The organism is Pseudomonas sp. KCJK9058, assembly GCF_046230975.1.
GTDB lineage: Bacteria > Pseudomonadota > Gammaproteobacteria > Pseudomonadales > Pseudomonadaceae > Aquipseudomonas > Aquipseudomonas alloputida.
In genome coordinates this window covers 26187-42718 of record NZ_JBJJLR010000039.1, presented here as the reverse complement: position 1 = coordinate 42718, position 16532 = coordinate 26187, and the positions used below count along the sequence as shown (strand labels likewise).

At 63.1% G+C, this 16532-nt stretch carries 15 protein-coding genes; 7 read left to right on the top strand and 8 right to left on the bottom strand.

Annotated features, from left to right (window positions below; all coding sequences use genetic code 11):
* Positions 1 to 2 precede the first annotated feature (2 nt).
* From ACK59Z_RS19300 to ycaC, 4 genes are all read right to left on the bottom strand, one after another.
* Positions 3 to 1100, bottom strand: a complete 1098-nt coding sequence (locus ACK59Z_RS19300; RefSeq protein ID WP_409293568.1) for an AI-2E family transporter — start codon at positions 1098 to 1100, stop codon at positions 3 to 5.
* 40 nt (positions 1101 to 1140) lie between these two features.
* A complete protein-coding gene (locus ACK59Z_RS19295; RefSeq protein ID WP_047605084.1) occupies positions 1141 to 2337 on the bottom strand; it encodes a monovalent cation:proton antiporter-2 (CPA2) family protein in 1197 nt (398 codons plus the stop codon).
* Between the two features lie 36 nt (positions 2338 to 2373).
* The gene (gene ppk2 / locus ACK59Z_RS19290; protein WP_003247423.1) at positions 2374 to 3189 is read right to left on the bottom strand and encodes a polyphosphate kinase 2; all 816 of its coding nucleotides are present in this window, start codon (positions 3187 to 3189) and stop codon (positions 2374 to 2376) included.
* Between the two features lie 106 nt (positions 3190 to 3295).
* On the bottom strand, positions 3296 to 3916 hold the full coding sequence (gene ycaC / locus ACK59Z_RS19285; RefSeq protein WP_010951959.1) for an isochorismate family cysteine hydrolase YcaC: 621 nt from the start codon (positions 3914 to 3916) through the stop codon (positions 3296 to 3298).
* A 211-nt stretch (positions 3917 to 4127) separates the two neighbouring features.
* On the opposite strand from ycaC, the gene ACK59Z_RS19280 reads away from it, so the two are divergent.
* The 5 genes from ACK59Z_RS19280 to ACK59Z_RS19260 all read left to right on the top strand — a co-directional run bounded on the left by ACK59Z_RS19280 (position 4128) and on the right by ACK59Z_RS19260 (position 9347).
* Complete coding sequence (locus ACK59Z_RS19280) at positions 4128 to 4517, top strand: nuclear transport factor 2 family protein (RefSeq protein WP_004575697.1); 390 nt, start codon at positions 4128 to 4130, stop codon at positions 4515 to 4517.
* Between the two features lie 92 nt (positions 4518 to 4609).
* Positions 4610 to 6109 carry a cytosine permease gene (locus tag ACK59Z_RS19275; RefSeq protein ID WP_010951957.1) on the top strand — a complete coding sequence of 500 codons (1500 nt, stop codon included), beginning with the start codon at positions 4610 to 4612 and terminating at the stop codon, positions 6107 to 6109.
* A 13-nt stretch (positions 6110 to 6122) separates the two neighbouring features.
* Positions 6123 to 7553 carry an aldehyde dehydrogenase family protein gene (locus ACK59Z_RS19270; RefSeq protein WP_409293567.1) on the top strand — a complete coding sequence of 477 codons (1431 nt, stop codon included), beginning with the start codon at positions 6123 to 6125 and terminating at the stop codon, positions 7551 to 7553.
* Between the two features lie 17 nt (positions 7554 to 7570).
* Positions 7571 to 7732 carry a hypothetical protein gene (locus ACK59Z_RS19265; RefSeq protein ID WP_176393427.1) on the top strand — a complete coding sequence of 54 codons (162 nt, stop codon included), beginning with the start codon at positions 7571 to 7573 and terminating at the stop codon, positions 7730 to 7732.
* A 397-nt stretch (positions 7733 to 8129) separates the two neighbouring features.
* Positions 8130 to 9347: a DUF3422 domain-containing protein gene (locus ACK59Z_RS19260; protein WP_003247428.1), complete on the top strand. Its 1218-nt coding sequence runs from the start codon at positions 8130 to 8132 to the stop codon at positions 9345 to 9347.
* A 25-nt stretch (positions 9348 to 9372) separates the two neighbouring features.
* Here ACK59Z_RS19260 and ACK59Z_RS19255 read toward each other — a convergent pair whose 3' ends face one another.
* Genes ACK59Z_RS19255 through ACK59Z_RS19245 form a run of 3 tightly spaced genes read right to left on the bottom strand, consistent with a single transcriptional unit; the run spans position 9373 to position 13567 of the window.
* A complete protein-coding gene (locus ACK59Z_RS19255; protein ID WP_409293566.1) occupies positions 9373 to 11784 on the bottom strand; it encodes a DUF3772 domain-containing protein in 2412 nt (803 codons plus the stop codon).
* A gap of 56 nt (positions 11785 to 11840) precedes the next feature.
* The gene (ada, locus tag ACK59Z_RS19250) at positions 11841 to 12893 is read right to left on the bottom strand and encodes a bifunctional DNA-binding transcriptional regulator/O6-methylguanine-DNA methyltransferase Ada (RefSeq protein ID WP_108190732.1); all 1053 of its coding nucleotides are present in this window, start codon (positions 12891 to 12893) and stop codon (positions 11841 to 11843) included.
* Positions 12894 to 12940: 47 nt separating this feature from the next.
* Positions 12941 to 13567 (bottom strand): DNA-3-methyladenine glycosylase, encoded by a 627-nt coding sequence (locus tag ACK59Z_RS19245; RefSeq protein WP_041168291.1) that lies wholly within the window; start codon positions 13565 to 13567, stop codon positions 12941 to 12943.
* A 171-nt stretch (positions 13568 to 13738) separates the two neighbouring features.
* On the opposite strand from ACK59Z_RS19245, the gene ACK59Z_RS19240 reads away from it, so the two are divergent.
* Positions 13739 to 14254, top strand: coding sequence for a sigma-70 family RNA polymerase sigma factor (locus ACK59Z_RS19240; RefSeq protein WP_003247432.1), 516 nt, complete (start codon positions 13739 to 13741; stop codon positions 14252 to 14254).
* The gene (locus ACK59Z_RS19235) at positions 14241 to 15197 is read left to right on the top strand and encodes a FecR domain-containing protein (RefSeq protein ID WP_409293565.1); all 957 of its coding nucleotides are present in this window, start codon (positions 14241 to 14243) and stop codon (positions 15195 to 15197) included. Before ACK59Z_RS19240 ends, ACK59Z_RS19235 begins: the two co-directional genes overlap by 14 nt.
* A 7-nt stretch (positions 15198 to 15204) precedes the next feature.
* Here ACK59Z_RS19235 and ACK59Z_RS19230 read toward each other — a convergent pair whose 3' ends face one another.
* Positions 15205 to 16362 (bottom strand): MFS transporter, encoded by a 1158-nt coding sequence (locus ACK59Z_RS19230; RefSeq protein WP_047605089.1) that lies wholly within the window; start codon positions 16360 to 16362, stop codon positions 15205 to 15207.
* Positions 16363 to 16532: the final 170 nt, after the last annotated feature.

Sequence of the window (16532 nt, the reverse complement as noted above, 5' to 3'; positions counted from 1 at the left end):
GCTCAGGCGGCAGGTGGCGCCGGTTGCTCCGGCACCTGCAGCGCAACCCATTGCCAGAACAATACGTAGGCCACGCCAAGGATTACCGGGCCGATGAACAAGCCGATGATGCCTTTGACCACCATCCCGCCCAATGCGCCGATCAGTACCACCGGCATTGGTACATCGACCCCGCGTCCCATCAGCAGCGGCTTGAGCACGTTGTCGGCAAGGCCGGCGACAAAGGTGTAGACGGCAAAAATGATGGTCGCCACCGTGAAGCCTTCGGCGTTGAACACATAAATGATCACCGGCAAGGTCACCAGCGTCGCCGGGGCCTGTGCAATGCCCAGCATGAGGATGACGATGGCCAGCATCCCGGCACCGGGAACCCCTTTGACGATAAAACCAACACCGATCAGCAGCATCTGGATGAAGGCAATGCCAATCACCCCTTGTGCCACCGCGCGAATGGTAGCCGTACACAGCGTGGCCAGGGGTTTACCGCGCTCTGCGCCTGAAACCCGCATGGCGATGCGCTGGGCAGCGATTTCACCGCGTTCACCGAAGGCCATGATGACCCCGGAAATGATGATTGCGCCGATGAACAGAAGGAAAGCCCCACCGGCGCTGGCCGCAGCGCCCAGCACCGTTAGCCCGGCCCCCTTGATCTGGGGCATCCACTGATTCAGCACACTGGCCATGTTTTCGGAGGCCGCCAACCACAGCGCATGCACCTTCGGCCCGATCAGTGGCCAGGTCGCCACGGAATCAGGCGGGACCGGCACGCTCCAGGCGCCGCTCTTGAGCAGCGTCACCAGGCTGTTTACCGATTCGCCAATGGACATCATCACCAGGTAGATAGGTACCAGCAGCAGCACCAGAACCAGTAGCACCACCAGCGTCGCCACATAGCCTTGCTTGAGCCCGGTGCGGCGCTGGATACGGCAATGCAACGGGTACAACGTAACCGCCAGGATCACCGCCCACATCATCAACTCCAGGAACGGCTGAAACACCTGGAAAGCGAAGATCACCAAGGCTGCTACCAGACCGGCCTTGATGAGCACATCGAGCAAGCCCCGCGAAAGGGCGCTGTCCAGCTTGAAACTCGACTGCATGATTCACCTCCCGATACCCAATGCGCCAGCAAGGCGCAATTCACTGGCCCGTTTCAGGGGATGCCTGTACAGGGCTGTCATCGCGCAGCTGCCGCGCCAGGGCCATCATGACCAAGGGCACCACCGCCATCGACAAGGTGATGGCCAGCACCAGCAGGTCGTGTACCTGCTGGGTGAGTACCTGGTGCTCCAGCGCCAGCTTGAACACCACGAAGGCAAACTCGCCGCCCGAAGCCAGCACCACGCCCAGGCATAACGCCTGGGCCTGGTTGAGCCCACCGACCGTATGCCCCAGGCCATACAGCAAGGGCAGCTTGATCACCACCAGCAGCACGGTGAGGCCCAGCACCATCAGCGGCATGCCGAACAGCAGGCGCAGGTCGGCACTCATACCTACGCCAACGAAGAACAATCCAAGCAGCAGGCCTTTGATCGGCTCGATCTGGGTTTCCAGTTCATGGCGGAACGGCGACTCGGCCATCAGCACACCGGCCAGAAACGCCCCCAGCGCCATCGACACACCCACATGCTCCATCAACCAAGCGGTGCCCAGCACGACCAGCAAGGCCGTGGCGGTCGACAGCTCAGGCAGGCCCGAACCCACCGTCCACTTGAATATCGGGGTCAGCAGATAACGGCCAAAAACAATCAACACTCCAATGCCGACAGCTACAGCCAACAAAGGCCAGGCACCTTCGTCAGCAGTGCTGACATCGCCACCGAGCAGCGGCACCACGGCAATCAAGGGAATGGCGGCAATGTCCTGGAACAGCAGGATGGCCACGGCCAGGCGGCCATGAGGTTTGCCCAGGTCCTTGCGCTCGGCCAGTACCTGCAAGCCAAAAGCGGTGGACGACAGCGCCAGGCCCAGCCCCAGCACGATGGCGGCGGGTTTCGATTGGTCGAACAGCCAGAATGCCAGTAGCCCAAGCAGCACGGCGGTCAGCCCCACTTGCAAACTGCCGACGCCAAATAGCGCCCGGCGCATGGTCCACAGGCGCCTTGGGGACAACTCCAGGCCAATCACGAACAACAGCATGACCACGCCCATTTCCGACAGCCGCGCCACGTTGTCCGGGTTGCCGAGCAGGCCAAACACCGACGGACCAATCAAGATACCCGCCAAGAGGTATCCCGGTACTGCGCCCATTTTCAGACGCTGCGCCAGCGGTACCAGAAGCACCACAGCCAAAAGGAATACCACCGTCGCCTGCAACAGGCTGCCGTCATGTGGCATGAGCTCGTACCTTCGCAGCTCCCTGCAGGGAGGGGTTCAGAAACGTTCTTCGACGAACTTGAACGGGTAGGCGACCGCCTTGTACTTGCCGATCTTGCCGCGTTTGGGCAGCTTCACGTGCTGGTCGCGGGTTATATCCTTGTAGGGAATACGGCTGAGCAGATGGCTGATGATATTCAGCCGGGCGCGACGTTTGTCGTTGGAGTTGGCCATGAACCACGGCGCCCAAGCGGTATCCGACGCCTGGAACATTTCGTCACGCGCTTGGGTGTATTCATCCCAGCGGCTATACGACTTGAGGTCCATCGGCGACAACTTCCACAGCTTGCGGCCGTCGTTGATGCGATCCTGCAGGCGCCGGGTCTGCTCATCGGCGCTGACTTCAAGCCAGTACTTGATGAGGATGATCCCTGAATCGACCATGACCCTTTCGAACCCGGGTACTCCGGTCAGAAACTTGTCCACTTGCTCGCCAGAGCAAAAGCCCATTACCCGCTCAACGCCCGCACGGTTGTACCAGCTGCGATCGAAGATCACCACTTCACCCGCCGCAGGCAGATGGCCCAGGTAACGCTGCACGTACATCTGGGTCTTTTCCCGCTCGGTCGGTGCGGGCAGCGCCACCACACGAAACACCCGCGGGCTGACACGCTCGGTAATGGCCTTGATGGTGCCGCCCTTGCCGGCACCATCGCGGCCTTCGAAGACAATGCATACCTTCAGGCCCTTGGCGACCACCCACTCCTGTAGCTTCACCAACTCTACATGCAGGTTCTTGAGCGCTTTTTCGTACGCCTTGCCGCCCAGCTTTTCTGGCTGTTTTTTGGGGGGCTTCCTGGACGGCTTCGACATGACACGCTCCTGAAGGCGAATGAAGAGTGAGTATGGTCGATTAATGCCAGTTTGCCGCTTCGCTTGCAGATTGATGTGGGGGCTGTCGTGCAGCCCCCGGGAGGCACTATTTGGCCAGCTTGTTGTAACTGGTCATCAGGTTGCGGTAGTCCGGGATATGGTTGGAGAACAGGGTACCCAGCCCTTCGATGTCATTGCGCCAGTCACGGTGCAGTTCGCAGGCCACGCCGAACCAGGTCATCAGCTGCGCCCCGGCAGCCTCCATGCGTCGCCAGGCCGAATCACGGGTCAGTTCGTTGAACGTGCCAGAGGCGTCGGTGACGACGAATACCTCGAAGCCCTCCTCCAACGCCGACAGGGCCGGGAAAGCCACGCATACTTCAGTGACCACGCCAGCAATCAGCAGCTGTTTCTTGCCGGTGGCTTTTACCGCTTTGACGAAATCTTCGTTGTCCCAGGCGTTGATGTTGCCCGGGCGTGCAATGTAGGGGGCATCAGGGAACTGCTCTTTCAGCTCCGGCACCAGCGGGCCGTTGGGCCCCGTCTCGAAGCTGGTGGTGAGGATGGTCGGCAGCTTGAAGTATTTGGCCAGGTCGGACAGGGCCAAGACGTTGTTCTTGAAGCGGTCGGGGTCGATGTCCCTTACCAGCGAGAGCAAACCGGTCTGATGGTCGACCAGCAGTACGGCTGCGTTGTTCTTGTCCAGACGCTTGTATTGGAAGGCCACGGTGGATCTCCTTGCTTCAGCGGGTTGGGAGTATCAGCGTAGGCAAGGATGGAGGGTGGGAGAGACCGTCAGTCGGCTTGCCTGTACTGCCATGTGCCCCATCACTTCACAAATTCCTGAACTGATTATTTGCCGCCAGCGATTTTTCCCCTCGCCCACCGCCACCAGAATCGCTTCACCACAATCACAAAAAAACCGTGAGGCCACTCCCGTGGACCAGACACTCCAAGTGCGGCAAGCTGCCGCCGACCTCGTCGCGGCGTTCGCCAGCAACGACACCGCCCGCTATTTCGCCTGTTTCAGCGAAGACGCCACCTTTCTGTTTCACACCTTGCCGTATCCGCTGCTGTCGCGTCGCGCCTATGAAGAGCTGTGGGCCCAGTGGCAGGCCGAGGGCTTTACCGTGCTTGCCTGCGAATCGGGCAACGCCCATGTAAGCCTGCAAGGCGACGTGGCTGTTTTCATGCACGATGTGGCCACGCGTATCCGCATCGGCGGTGAAGAGCACCCGTTGAGCGAGCGCGAGACCATTGTCTTCCGCCGCCATGGTGACCAGTGGCTGGCCTGCCACGAGCACCTGTCGGTCGTAACACCGGCCTGATCACCCTTTACGCGGCGCTGCCGCCCTGCCATCGCACCCACAAAAAGGCCCGCGCACTGCGCTGGCTACAACAACCGCGCTGGAGCACCACCATGAGCCACTCGACCGGTATCGAGACCAACGGCGTCGAACAGATCCCCGCCGATCAACGCGACGCCTCCCCGCTGGACCTGTTCCGCCTGATCTTCGGCGGTGCTAATACCTTCGCTACCGCCGTATTGGGCAGCTTCCCGGTGCTTTTCGGGTTGTCATTCCAGGCCGGTGTGTGGGCGATTCTGCTTGGCGTTGGCATCGGCGCACTGATCCTTGCCCCGATGGGGCTGTTCGGCGCGCTTAACGGCACCAACAACGCCGTTTCATCAGGCGCGCACTTTGGCGTACACGGGCGCATCGTCGGCTCGTTCCTGTCGCTGCTCACGGCGGTGGCGTTTTTCTCGCTTTCGGTGTGGAGCTCGGGCGATGCATTGGTCGGTGGTGCCAAGCGCCTGGCCGGCCTGCCAGAGACCGACCTGACCCTGGGCCTGGCCTACGGCTTGTTCGCGGTGCTGGTACTGGTGGTATGCATCTTTGGCTTCCGCTTCATGCTGTGGGTCAACAAGATTGCCGTGTGGGCCTCGAGCCTGCTGTTCCTGCTAGGCATCGTCGCCTTTGCCGGGCCCTTCGATGCGGGCTACGCAGGCAGCGTCAACCTTGGCCAGGCAGGTTTCTGGGCTGCGTTCGTCGGCGCGGCGATCCTGGCCATGAGCAACCCGGTGTCGTTCGGTGCGTTTCTGGGTGACTGGTCGCGCTACATTCCACGTGAAACACCCAAGGCGCGCATCATGCTGGCCGTGATCGCGGCACAGGGGGCGACGCTGATTCCGTTCCTGTTCGGCCTGTGTACGGCCACCCTGGTCGCCACCCAGGCGCCGGACTACATCGCCGCCAACAATTATGTGGGCGGACTGCTGGCGGTAGCGCCAAGCTGGTTCTTCCTGCCGGTGTGCCTGATTGCGGTGATCGGCGGCATGTCCACCGGCACCACCGCGCTGTATGGCACCGGCCTGGACATGTCCAGCGTGTTCCCACGCTTGCTCAGCCGAGCCGGCGCCACCCTGCTGATCGGCGTGCTGGCGATCGGCTTCATCTTCATTGGCCGCTTCACCTTCAACCTCGTGCAGAGCGTATCGACCTTTGCCGTGCTGATCATTACCTGCACCAGCCCGTGGATGGTGATCATGATCCTTGGCCTGATTACCCGCCGCGGCTTCTACCACGCCGACGACCTGCAGGTGTTCACCCGCGGTCAGCGTGGTGGCCACTACTGGTTCCTGCACGGTTGGAACTGGCGCGGCATGGGGGCGTGGATCCCCAGCGCGGCGGTTGGCCTGTGCTTCGTCAACCTGCCGGGGCAGTTCGTCGGCCCACTGGGTGACCTGGCGGGCGGCATCGACCTGAGCCTGCCGGTCACGCTGGGGCTGGCTGGCGTGCTGTACCTGCTGTTGCTCAACCTGTTCCCTGAACCTGCTGGCGTGTATGGCCCCTTGGGCCCGCGATGGGTGCGTTGCAAAAGCACCGCGCATACGCCTGTGACCACTGCCGAAATGGCCTGACTGGAAACCGACCATGACCACTTCCCACTATATCGCCGGCCATTGGGTCGAAGGCCAAGGCAGCGACTGCATCAGTGTCAACGACCCTGCACTGGGGCAACCGTTCGCCGAGCTGATGGCCGCCAGCGTGAGCCAGGTCGACCAGGCCGTCGCCGCTGCCCGCAGCGCCCTGCCCGCCTGGAAAAGCACCGGCGCCAGTGAACGTGCCGCCTTCCTGCGTGGTTTTGCCGAACAGCTCGGGCAACGCCGTGAAGCGCTTGTCACCCTGCAGATGCGCAATAACGGCAAACCGCGTCACGAAGCGGAAATCGACCTGGATGACGCCATCGCCACCTTTGGCTATTACGCCGAGCTGGCCGAGCAACTGCCATCGAAAAACCGCACTGTGCCGCTGGCTGCGCCGGGTTTCACCGCCCGCACCCGCCTTGAACCGGTGGGCGTGGTCGGCCTGATCGTGCCGTGGAACTTCCCGTTGGTGACCAGCGCCTGGAAACTTGCTCCGGCCTTGGCCGCCGGTTGCACCGTGGTGCTCAAGCCTTCAGAGGTCACCCCGCTGATCGAGCAGGCCTACGGCCAGATCGCCGACGCCCTGGGCCTGCCCGCCGGGGTGCTGAACATCGTCAACGGCAAGGCCGAGACCGGCGCCGCACTGAGCAACCACAACGGCCTGGACAAGTTGTCCTTCACAGGTAGCAACAGCGTCGGCAGCCAGGTGATGCGCAGCGCTTCGGCACAGTGCCGGCCGGTGACGCTGGAACTGGGCGGCAAGTCGGCCATTGTGGTGTTCGATGATTGCGATGTCGACCAGGCGGTGGAGTGGATTGTTGCCGGCATCAGCTGGAACGCCGGCCAGATGTGTTCGGCCACATCGCGGCTGCTGGTGCAGGACGGCATTGCCGATGCACTGCTGCCGCGCTTGCAGGCGGCACTGGAAAACCTGCGGGTGGGTAATCCTTTGACCGAAGAGGTCGACATGGGCCCGCTGACCAGCCAGGCGCAATGGCTGAAGGTGGCCAGCTACTTTGCCACGGCGCGGGAAGAAGGTTTGCAGTGCCTGGCTGGCGGCCATGCACTGGACCGTGAAGGCTGGTTCGTCAGCCCGACGCTGTATACCGATGTGCGGAAAGACAGCCGCCTGTGGACCGAGGAAATCTTTGGCCCGGTGCTCTGCGCACGGCGCTTTGCTACCGAGGAACAGGCCATTGCCGAAGCCAATGACAGCCGCTTCGGGCTGGTCGCCACGGTGTGCTCCGCCGACCTGGAACGCGCCGAGCGCGTGGCCGATGCGCTGGAGGTTGGCCATGTGTGGATCAACTCGGTGCAGGCGGTGTTCGTCGAAACGTCCTGGGGGGGCACCAAGGGCAGCGGGATCGGCCGTGAGCTGGGGCCTTGGGGGTTGTCAGCCTATCAGTCGGTCAAGCATGTAACCCGCTGTCTGGGCTGATATCGCAAGGGGCCGCCTTGAAGCTTCTCACCGGTGTCAGTCGACAGGCAGCAACCTGCAGCTTCAACGGCGGCAATGCCTGGAAAGGCTTTGAAATCGAGGTGATTAATCATCAAACCGTGGGGCAAGGCGAAATCTATGGTTTTCCGGCCTCCTCGCGGGTAACCCCCCACAGGTAATCCACAACACCTCAGGCCTGTGGTCATCTTGTGGGAGCGGGCATGCCCGCGAAGAAACCAACGCGGTGGATGGCACCGGCTCTGCCGGTGTTCGGGGGTAAACCCGCGCCTACAACGACCTGTGCGTGTGTAGGAGCGGGTTTACCCGCGAATACGGTGGCGGCTGCGACGGTGAGCGGCCGGTGGAAATTGGCCAGCAGGGCCGGCCCTGTCGCGGGTAAACCCGCGCCTACAGGCGACCGCGAAGGCTTTTCAACTGTTGAGCGCCCACGAGCAGTTCCCCCGCGAAGAGGCCGGTACAGGTCATACAAACATTCCCCCCGCGTGACTTTCTCCAGTGCCCGCAAAGTCCCACTTCCTGGTACCCCCATAATCACAACACCAGGCCGGACCACCCATGCACCCTCAACGCACCGCCTTGCACAATGAACTGCACGCCCGTCCGTCACTCTATTTCGACGGCCCGGCGCATGTCTTCCACCTGGCCTTGCTCGGCGGCGATGCTGCCTGTACAGCATTGCTACAACGCTGCTGCCCTGATGTTTCGGACACCGGTGCCGCACAAGGCATCACTGACATGGATGGCCACCCGTTCAAATGGGAGCGGCACACCGAGTTCTTCACGTTGACGCTGGTTGTGCCATGCACCACAGCCGATACCACATGGCAAACCTTACCGCCGGTGCTGGCCGAGGCGATTGCGCCGCAGGCGGCGCAGGTGATCAATGCAGTGCAGGTGCTGGTACGTCACGAACAGGACCTGAACCTGGCCCACTACGGTTTCAAAGACCCGTGCGGCTCGTGCGTGGGTGGTGGCGATGCGGTGGTGTGGAGCGACTTCCGCCTGACCGAGGATGGCACCAACCGCTTCCTGTTCATCAACAGGCGCCTCAATGCCTACCGCCAGGGCCGCATGATCCGCCGCCTGCTGGAAATCGAGACGTACCGCATGATGGCTTCGCTGACCCTGAGCACGGCCAAGCAACTGAGCCAGGAACTGGATGCCTTCGACAAGACCCTGGTCTGCCTCTCCGAGCGCAGTGCCGGGGTCGATGGCCATGATTCCAAGGGGCTCTTGGAAGCCATTGCCCACCTGTCACGTCAGGTTGTAAGCCGCACGGTAAAAACCCGTCACCGCTTTGGCGCCACCCAGGCCTACGCACAGCTGGTGTTCGAACGCCTGGGGGAGTTGCGGGAAAGCCATGTGGGTGACTGCCAGCGCCTTGGGGTATTCATCGAGCGCCGGTTCAAGCCGACCGTGCGCTACTGCGCAGCCACCGAGCAACGGCTGGAGCAGTTGGCGAAGAACGTGGCCAACCTGGGCGACTTGCTGCAGGCGCGGGTGCAAGTTGAGATGGAGGAGCAGAACGCCGAGATCTTGCGCAGCCTCAATGCCCGGGCAGATGCCCAGGTGAAAATCCAGCGAGCGGTGGAGGGGCTGTCGATCATCGCCATCACCTATTACCTGCTGAATCTGTTCAAGCTTTTGTATGGCGGGCTGAATGTACTGGGGTTGGGACTGACGGCGCGCGATGGCTTGATGGCCATGGCGCCGCCAGTCCTGCTGGTGCTGCTGGTGATACTGCTGCGTATCAGGCAGGCCAAACAGCATTGAGTTGGGGGGCCTTGCCCCCCGATGCCTACACCGACTCGTCAGCCGGCCGCGTACCTTCCTGCACCAGCACCATGCTCTGCGGCGAAGACAGTGGAATGCCTTCATCACGCAACCGGCCAAGAATGGTGAACAGCAGGTCGCTGCGGGTGCCCGATACCTGCCGCGGCCCAGCCACATAGCCACTCACACCGATCACCATACCGCTGGCCGTCAGGTCCTTGAACGACACCGAGGTAGCTGGCGCACCCAGAATCGCCTCATGCTCATGGTAAGCCGCCAGCAGCAGCTCACGCACACGGTTGGCATCGGTCTCCAGCGGCAGTGTCAGGGTAATGCTGACCACGCCCAGCGCGTTGCCCATGGTCACGTTGCGCACGTTCTGCGAGATGAACTGCGAGTTGGGCACGATCACCGTGGAACGGTCAGACATCTGGATCTCGGTGGCGCGGACATTGATGCGGCGGATATCCCCCTCGACACCCGCCAGGCTGACCCAGTCGCCGACCTTCACCGGGCGCTCGGTCAGCAGGATCAGGCCGGAAATGAAGTTCTGCACGATCTGCTGCAAACCGAAACCGATACCGACCGACAGGGCACTGACCACCCAGGTCAGGCTGGTGAGGTTGATACGCAAGGTCGACATCACCAGCATGGCCAGGAACAGGAAACCCAGGTAACCCACCAGGGTTACCAGCGAGGCCCGCATGCCGGCGTCCATCTCGGTTTCCGGCAGCAGGCGGTCGCTCAGCCAGCGCTTGACCACACGGATGGCGAACAGGCCGCCGAGGAAGATGGCCAAGGCCAGCAGGATGTCCTGCGGCACGATGTTCAGGTTACCGAGCAGCTTGCCGCCGGTCCCATCCCAGTCGCCCAGACTCAACAGCAATTCGCTAGGGCTGGTGCCCGACGGCATCAACACCAGCAACAGTGCCAGGAACAGCACGACCGTGCGGCCTATGCCGGCCAGTATGGTACTGGCCTGGGCCTGGTGGCGAGGCGCCAGGCCCAGGGTCGACGCCAGAGCCAGGCCACCGGGCTGGCGGGGTGACAGCAGGGTTTCGCACAGGTCGCCGAAGAAGGTGGTCAGCAAGTAGGCGCAGGTGATCACCAGGCTGACCCACAACAGCTTGGCGGTGAGGAAATAGGCGAGTGTCAGGTAGCCGGTGAGCAGTGCCAGCAGGATCAACGTCAGCCAGATGACCATCACGAACGGGATCAGCCCGGCCAGGCCCGTCGGGCGCTCCAGGCCATGCTTGCGCAGGGTGCGGCGGTAACACAGCAGCGCGCCTGCAAAGGTGAGCGCCACCACCAGCGCGGTCAGCCCGTTGACGGCCACCGTCAGCGCCAGGCTGGCGCCGATCACGCTGTTCATGCGCTCCATGGTCATCATGACCATCAGTGCCAATGCCAGCACCTTCGGGAACCAGCCCAGCGCACTGGCGACTTCGTCGTGGATCGCCGGCAACCGCCAGGACGGACGCTGCAGCATCAGCATGGCGCGGCCCAGGCCTGTGATGAAGGCACTGAACACCACCAGGGTGAGAATGTGATTGGTCAGGCTGGCGATATCCGAACCCAAGCGTGCATTGCTTTCCAGCCCCCAGCGCAGCAACGACACCGAGCCGGCGATGGTGCCCAGGGTTGCCAGGCTAACGCCCAGAGCCAAGGCGCTGCGGCGCAGGCGGCCCTCCGGCAGCCAGTGAACCATGGCACTGGCCAGCAAGCGTTCAAGCACGCGCCGCACCAACGTCCACACCAGAATCGCCGCCACCAGGCTGGCAACGAACAGCCAGCGGTTTTCGGCGCTGAAGGCGCTGCTGATGGCATCGGCCGCCTCGCTGCGCAGGTCACGCAGGCGCGCCACGTCGTCCTGGGTGGGGCGGATGATGCTCTGCCAGAACGCTGGGCTCAGCGGCGAGGCTGCACGGCTGGTGATTTGCGAGTTGAACTGGCTGCGGCGCAGGTTGACGATTTGCGTGGACAGGTCACGGGCCGACTGGGTCAGCTTGGTGGCCTGATCCTGCTGGGCTACCAGCGCCTTTTTCTCGGCCTCCAGCGCTTTGCGCTGCTGCGTCAGGGTAGCAGCCTCGTCCGGCTGGGCCGGGCCGATGACCTTCAGCTGATCGTCGAGTTTTCCCACATCGGCAGTGCGCTGTGTACTCAGTGCATCAGCTTGACGCTGAACCTGCATCGCGCCCAGGCGCAGTTGCGACAGCACGTCGTCGTTGGCCTCGCTGGTGACGCCTTGGCGGATCAGGTCCAAGCGGTCACTCAGCTGTTCGAGGCTGGCGTTTTCGTCCAGTGCGGGCGCTTCGGCAGCCGCCAGGTTGGACAATGGCGTGGCCGGGGCCGACCTGGCCGGGCTGACAAGCAACAGCATCAGGGCCAGCAGGGCAATCAGACCTGGGCAATAACGGGCAAGGCTGACACGCCTCATCGAATATTCCTCTTTGCAATTCGATTTGGCGGGGGATTCTACGCGGCTTCGTGCTGTCAGGAGAGTGCCGTTTCTCGCTTCAGCAATTGCTGTTTGCGCTCCACGCCCCAGCGGTAACCGCTGATGTCGCCATCCCGGCGCACTACGCGGTGGCAAGGGATGGCCACGGCAATACGGTTGGCCGCGCAGGCCATGGCTACCGCCCGCACGGCCTTGGGGGCGCCAATGCGCTCGGCGATGTCGGTGTAGCTGACCCGGCTGCCGGCCGGCACCTCACGCAGCGCCTGCCACACCCGCTCCTGAAACGCGGTGCCTTGTACATCCAGCGGCAGGGCCAGGCCCAAGGCGGGCGCTTCGACGAAACCGATCACTTCGGCCACCCTCTGTTCGTAGGCGCTGTCGCCGCCAATCAGGTGGGCCTTGGGGAACTGATCCTGCAGCTCGTGCAACAAGCCCTCGGGGTCGTCGCCCAGCAGAATCGCGCAGATACCCTTGTCGCTCTGGGCGACCAATATTGCACCCAGCGAGCACTGCCCAAGGGCGAAGTGAATGCTTGCCCCGGCACCGCCGGCGCGGTATTGCCGGGGGCGCATGCCCAGGCGCTGGTCGGCGCTTTCGTAGAAGCGGCTGTTGGAGTTGTAGCCGGCGTTGTAAATAGCATCAGTGACAGAGTGCTGGCCGTCTTCCAGATGCGCACGCAGGCGCCGGGCCCGGAAGGCCGTGGCGTAGGCTTTGGGGGTAACTCCGGTTTCGGCCTTGAACAGCCGATGCAGGTGGAAGGGGCTGACGGCCAGCTGTGCACTGAGTTGGTCGAGGCTTGGCGCGGGGTCGCTGGTTTCGATCAAGCGGCAGGCGTGGGTAACCAGCTGGCTATGGCGGGTGGCGCTGGCCTTGCTGATACAGCGTTTGCAAGCACGGTAGCCGGCAGCCTCGGCAGCCGCGGCAGTGTCGTAGAACTCGACGTTCACGCGCTTGGCCTGGCGTGATTTGCAGCCGGGGTGGCAGTAGACGCCAGTGGTACGTACGGCGTAGACAAAGTGGCCTGTGGCGGCAGTGTCGCGGCTCTCTACGGCTTGCCAGCGTTGGTCGGGGGTGGTGTAGGGGTTCATCTTTGTTTCCCGGATATGTTGTTGCCTGTACGGGCGATGCAAAAACCTCAGGCCCGCCACAGGTACCAGGCCGCCACGGTACGAAACGGCCGCCAGGCGCCGCCCAGCGAACGCATTTGCGCCGGTGTCGGCGCCGTCTCCAGCCCTTTGAGCCGGCGATACCCCTCGCGCACGCCAAAATCGTCCACCGGCAGAATGTCAGAACGCCCCAGGCTATAGATCAGCAGCATCTCCACCGTCCACCGCCCTACCCCACGCAGCGCCACCAGGCGTTCGATCAACGCCTCGTCAGCCATGGTTAACGCCTGCTCCCGCGTCGGTACCAAGCCCTCCAGGGTGGCTTGAGCAATGCCCTGGACCGTCACCAGCTTGCTCGCCGAAAAGCCGCAGGCACGCAGGGTTTCCGGGGATACCGCCAGCAACTGCTCTGGCTGCGGAAAATCATCTGCCGGGAACAGCGCCAGCAAACGCCCCAGGATCGCCTCGGCGGCGCGGGCGTGCAGTTGCTGGTAGGCAATCGCCCGCACCAATGCCTCATAAGGCTCACGTCGCGGCGTAGCCTGGTGCAGGCAGGGCCCGATCGCTGCGATATGCCGCGACCAGTCCGGGTCAAGTGCCGCCAGGTGTTGCGTGGCCTCGTGATAGGCCTCAGGCGAAAGGTCGGCCAGCATCATGGCACCTCCATCAAGTCGATTGCAGGTCCAGCTTAGCGCAGCCGTTCATCGGGCAAACGCCGGTTCTTGCGCAGCTAATCTTTGGCATGCCATTGCTCGGCGCCATCTTCCCCGCATAGAATTGAGAACTATTCACAATCGCACACATCACTGGACTGGGCCTTCTCTACGATGCAGATCAACGACACGCTCAAGCCCACCGAGGTCGCTCTGCTCTACCAGTCTCACCATGCCTGGTTGCGCGGCTGGTTACGCAGCCGGGTCGGTTGCAGTGAACATGCCGCAGACCTGGCCCAGGATACCTTCGTGCGGTTGTTGCGCGCCCGCCACGTGTCGCCGCTCAAAGAACCGCGCGCCTACCTCAGCAGCATCGCCCGTGGCTTGATGATCGACCAGTTCCGCCGCCGCGCGCTGGAGCGGGCCTACCAGGAAAGCCTGGCTCACCTGCCCGAAGCAGAAGTGCCCAGCGAAGAGGATAAGCTTGTCATCCTCGATAGCCTTGAACGCCTCGACCGCGCCTTGCACCAGTTGAAACCGCGCGTCCGCCAAGCGTTCCTGCTGGCCCAGCTAGACGGTTTGAGCATCGTGCAGGTTGCCCAACGTCTGGAGGTGTCCAGGGCCACCGTCGAGCGCGATCTGGCCAAGGCCTTGGGCGTCTGCTACCGGTTGCGCTATGCCGATGCCTGATGGTACGCCCGCACAGGCGCAGGTCGATCAGGCCATCGACTGGCTGGTGAAGCTGCGTTTCGACACCCCCAGCCCGCGCACCGAGCAGCAGTTTCAACACTGGCTGGCCAGCCACCCACACAACCGCCTGGCCTGGCAGCGAGTCAGTAATCTGGGTGATGAACTGGCCGGGCTGCCCAAGGACTTGAGCCGGCGCACCCTGGACGCTAGCCAGTACCCAAAAGCCAGCCGCAGGGACCACCTGAAGTTGCTGGGGCTGTTGGCCGTGGGCGGCAGCCTGGGCTGGGCCGCGCGCGAACCGCTAGGCCTGCCACAGCTGCTGGCCGACACCAGCACTGCCACAGGCGAACGGCGCCAATGGCAAGGCAGTGACGGCAGCCGTCTGCAGCTCAACACCGCCAGTGCCATCGACTTGCACTACAGCGCGGAGCAACGCCAGCTGAAACTGATCCATGGCGAGGTCAGCCTCGACAGCAACCCCAACGACAACCGCCCGTTCCACGTCGCCACCCGTGTCGGCCCGCTGACCACCTTCGATGGCCAGCTGTTGCTGCGCGAAAACAGCCAGGGGCTGCTGCTGTCGGTGCGTCGTGGTGAAGTCACGCTGTTCCCTGCCTCAGCCTCAGCGAGGCAGGTGCTGCCCGGTGAAACCTTGCAAGTCAGAGCCGACGGCAGCATTCAGGCCAGAACACTGCACAACGACCCCTGGGGTTGGACCGAAGGTGTACTCAGCGTGCAGCAGATGCCGCTTGCCGAGTTTGCCAGCGAACTCGGCCGCTACCGACCGGGCCTGTTGCGCTGTGCTCCAGAAGTGGCGGGCTTGAAGGTTTCCGGCACCTATCAGTTGGCTGACACCGGGCAAATCCTGCAACTGCTCACCCGCAGCCTGCCCGTGCGGGTCGAGTACAGGACACGCTATTGGGTAAGCATCGGCGCGGCGTAAAGGGATATCACTGCGCCACAGCCCGCATCCGCCCACGGCGCCGGTATGACTGCCTGGCAAAGCACACGAACAGCCCGGCCATCAGTGCCAGCGCCATGGGCAAACCATGCGGCGCGACATTCATGGCCGCCCCACTGACCAGCGGCCCGACCAGGCTGCCTACGCCCCACAGCAAGCCCACACTGGCGTTGGCAGTGACCAGGTCCTGGCCCTTGAAGCGCTGCCCGATCAGCACCAGCGCCAAGGTATAGATGCCCCCCGCCACCGCGCCCAGCACCACCAGCAGCGGCCACAGCAGCCAGGTCAGATTCAGCAGCCAAGGCAAACCGATGCCGATCACCATCGCCACCAGCCCGCACGCCAGGTGCAACCCTGTGCGCTCAACCCGGTCGGCCAACCAGCCCAGCGGCAGCTGGAACAGCATGTCGCCGGCAAACACCACCGTCACCATCAACGCCGCCACGCCAACGGCAAAGCCATGGCTGGTGGCGTACACCGGCAGCAGCGACAGCACCACGGCATCGAAGAACGAGAAGAACAGCACCGCCATGCACAACGCCGGTGCCACACGGAAGAACCCGGCCAGGCCGAAGCTTTTTTCGCCCTCTTCGTGCTCGACATGGTCGTTGGGCACCGTCAGCACAATGCACAGCAACGCCAGCCCATAACAGGCCGTGACGACACCCGTGATCCACGGGCTATCTGCGCCCAACACTGCCAGCATGGCCGGGCCCAGCACCTGAAAGCCCGTAAAGCTGGTGGCGTACAGGGCCATGATCTTGCCGCGGTTATGTTCGGGGCACAGTTCGTTGACCCACGACTCGCCGAGGATGATGGCGATCCCCATGCCAAGCCCCAGGCCCAGGCGCAGCAACGCCAGCAGCCACAACGAGCCGAACGCGGACTCGAGCAAGGCGATGCTGACCGTGCACAGGCTGAAACACAGCAGATAGATAGTGCGCCGGGTGAGATGGCGGCAGCAGACGTCGACCAGAAAAGCCGAGAGCATCATGCCGGCGGCAGGGATGGCCGAGATGATGCCGATTTCCAGGGTGCTCGCCCCCGCTTCATGCAGGCGCAACGACACCAGCGGCAAGCTGGCCCCCAAACTGAAACCCACGACAGAAACAGCGAACAACAAGCCCGCCAACAAACGCATGTTCATGTACCACTCCTGGCAAACCGAAAAGACGTGCAGAAACAGGCGCGCACGCCGAGACGGCGAGCGACGCTAAAGCGCAGATCCGTTCAGGCGAGGTGTGGTGAGAAGGTGAAGGCAAACAGCACGCTGCGGCGGCGCTTGAGCACCGTGTCACTCGGCCATGCACGACGCAG

Excerpts from the sequence above, each read along its gene's own strand:
- ACK59Z_RS19300 (WP_409293568.1), bottom strand. The coding sequence starts at position 1,100 with ATGCAGTCGAGTTTCAAGCTGGACAGCGCCCTTTCGCGGGGCTTGCTC.
- ACK59Z_RS19295 (WP_047605084.1), bottom strand. The coding sequence starts at position 2,337 with ATGCCACATGACGGCAGCCTGTTGCAGGCGACGGTGGTATTCCTTTTG.
- ppk2 (WP_003247423.1), bottom strand. The coding sequence starts at position 3,189 with ATGTCGAAGCCGTCCAGGAAGCCCCCCAAAAAACAGCCAGAAAAGCTG.
- ACK59Z_RS19275 (WP_010951957.1), top strand. The coding sequence starts at position 4,610 with ATGAGCCACTCGACCGGTATCGAGACCAACGGCGTCGAACAGATCCCC.
- ACK59Z_RS19270 (WP_409293567.1), top strand. The coding sequence starts at position 6,123 with ATGACCACTTCCCACTATATCGCCGGCCATTGGGTCGAAGGCCAAGGC.
- ACK59Z_RS19260 (WP_003247428.1), top strand. The coding sequence starts at position 8,130 with ATGCACCCTCAACGCACCGCCTTGCACAATGAACTGCACGCCCGTCCG.
- ACK59Z_RS19255 (WP_409293566.1), bottom strand. The coding sequence starts at position 11,784 with ATGAGGCGTGTCAGCCTTGCCCGTTATTGCCCAGGTCTGATTGCCCTG.
- ada (WP_108190732.1), bottom strand. The coding sequence starts at position 12,893 with ATGAACCCCTACACCACCCCCGACCAACGCTGGCAAGCCGTAGAGAGC.
- ACK59Z_RS19245 (WP_041168291.1), bottom strand. The coding sequence starts at position 13,567 with ATGATGCTGGCCGACCTTTCGCCTGAGGCCTATCACGAGGCCACGCAA.
- ACK59Z_RS19240 (WP_003247432.1), top strand. The coding sequence starts at position 13,739 with ATGCAGATCAACGACACGCTCAAGCCCACCGAGGTCGCTCTGCTCTAC.
- ACK59Z_RS19235 (WP_409293565.1), top strand. The coding sequence starts at position 14,241 with ATGCCGATGCCTGATGGTACGCCCGCACAGGCGCAGGTCGATCAGGCC.
- ACK59Z_RS19230 (WP_047605089.1), bottom strand. The coding sequence starts at position 16,362 with ATGAACATGCGTTTGTTGGCGGGCTTGTTGTTCGCTGTTTCTGTCGTG.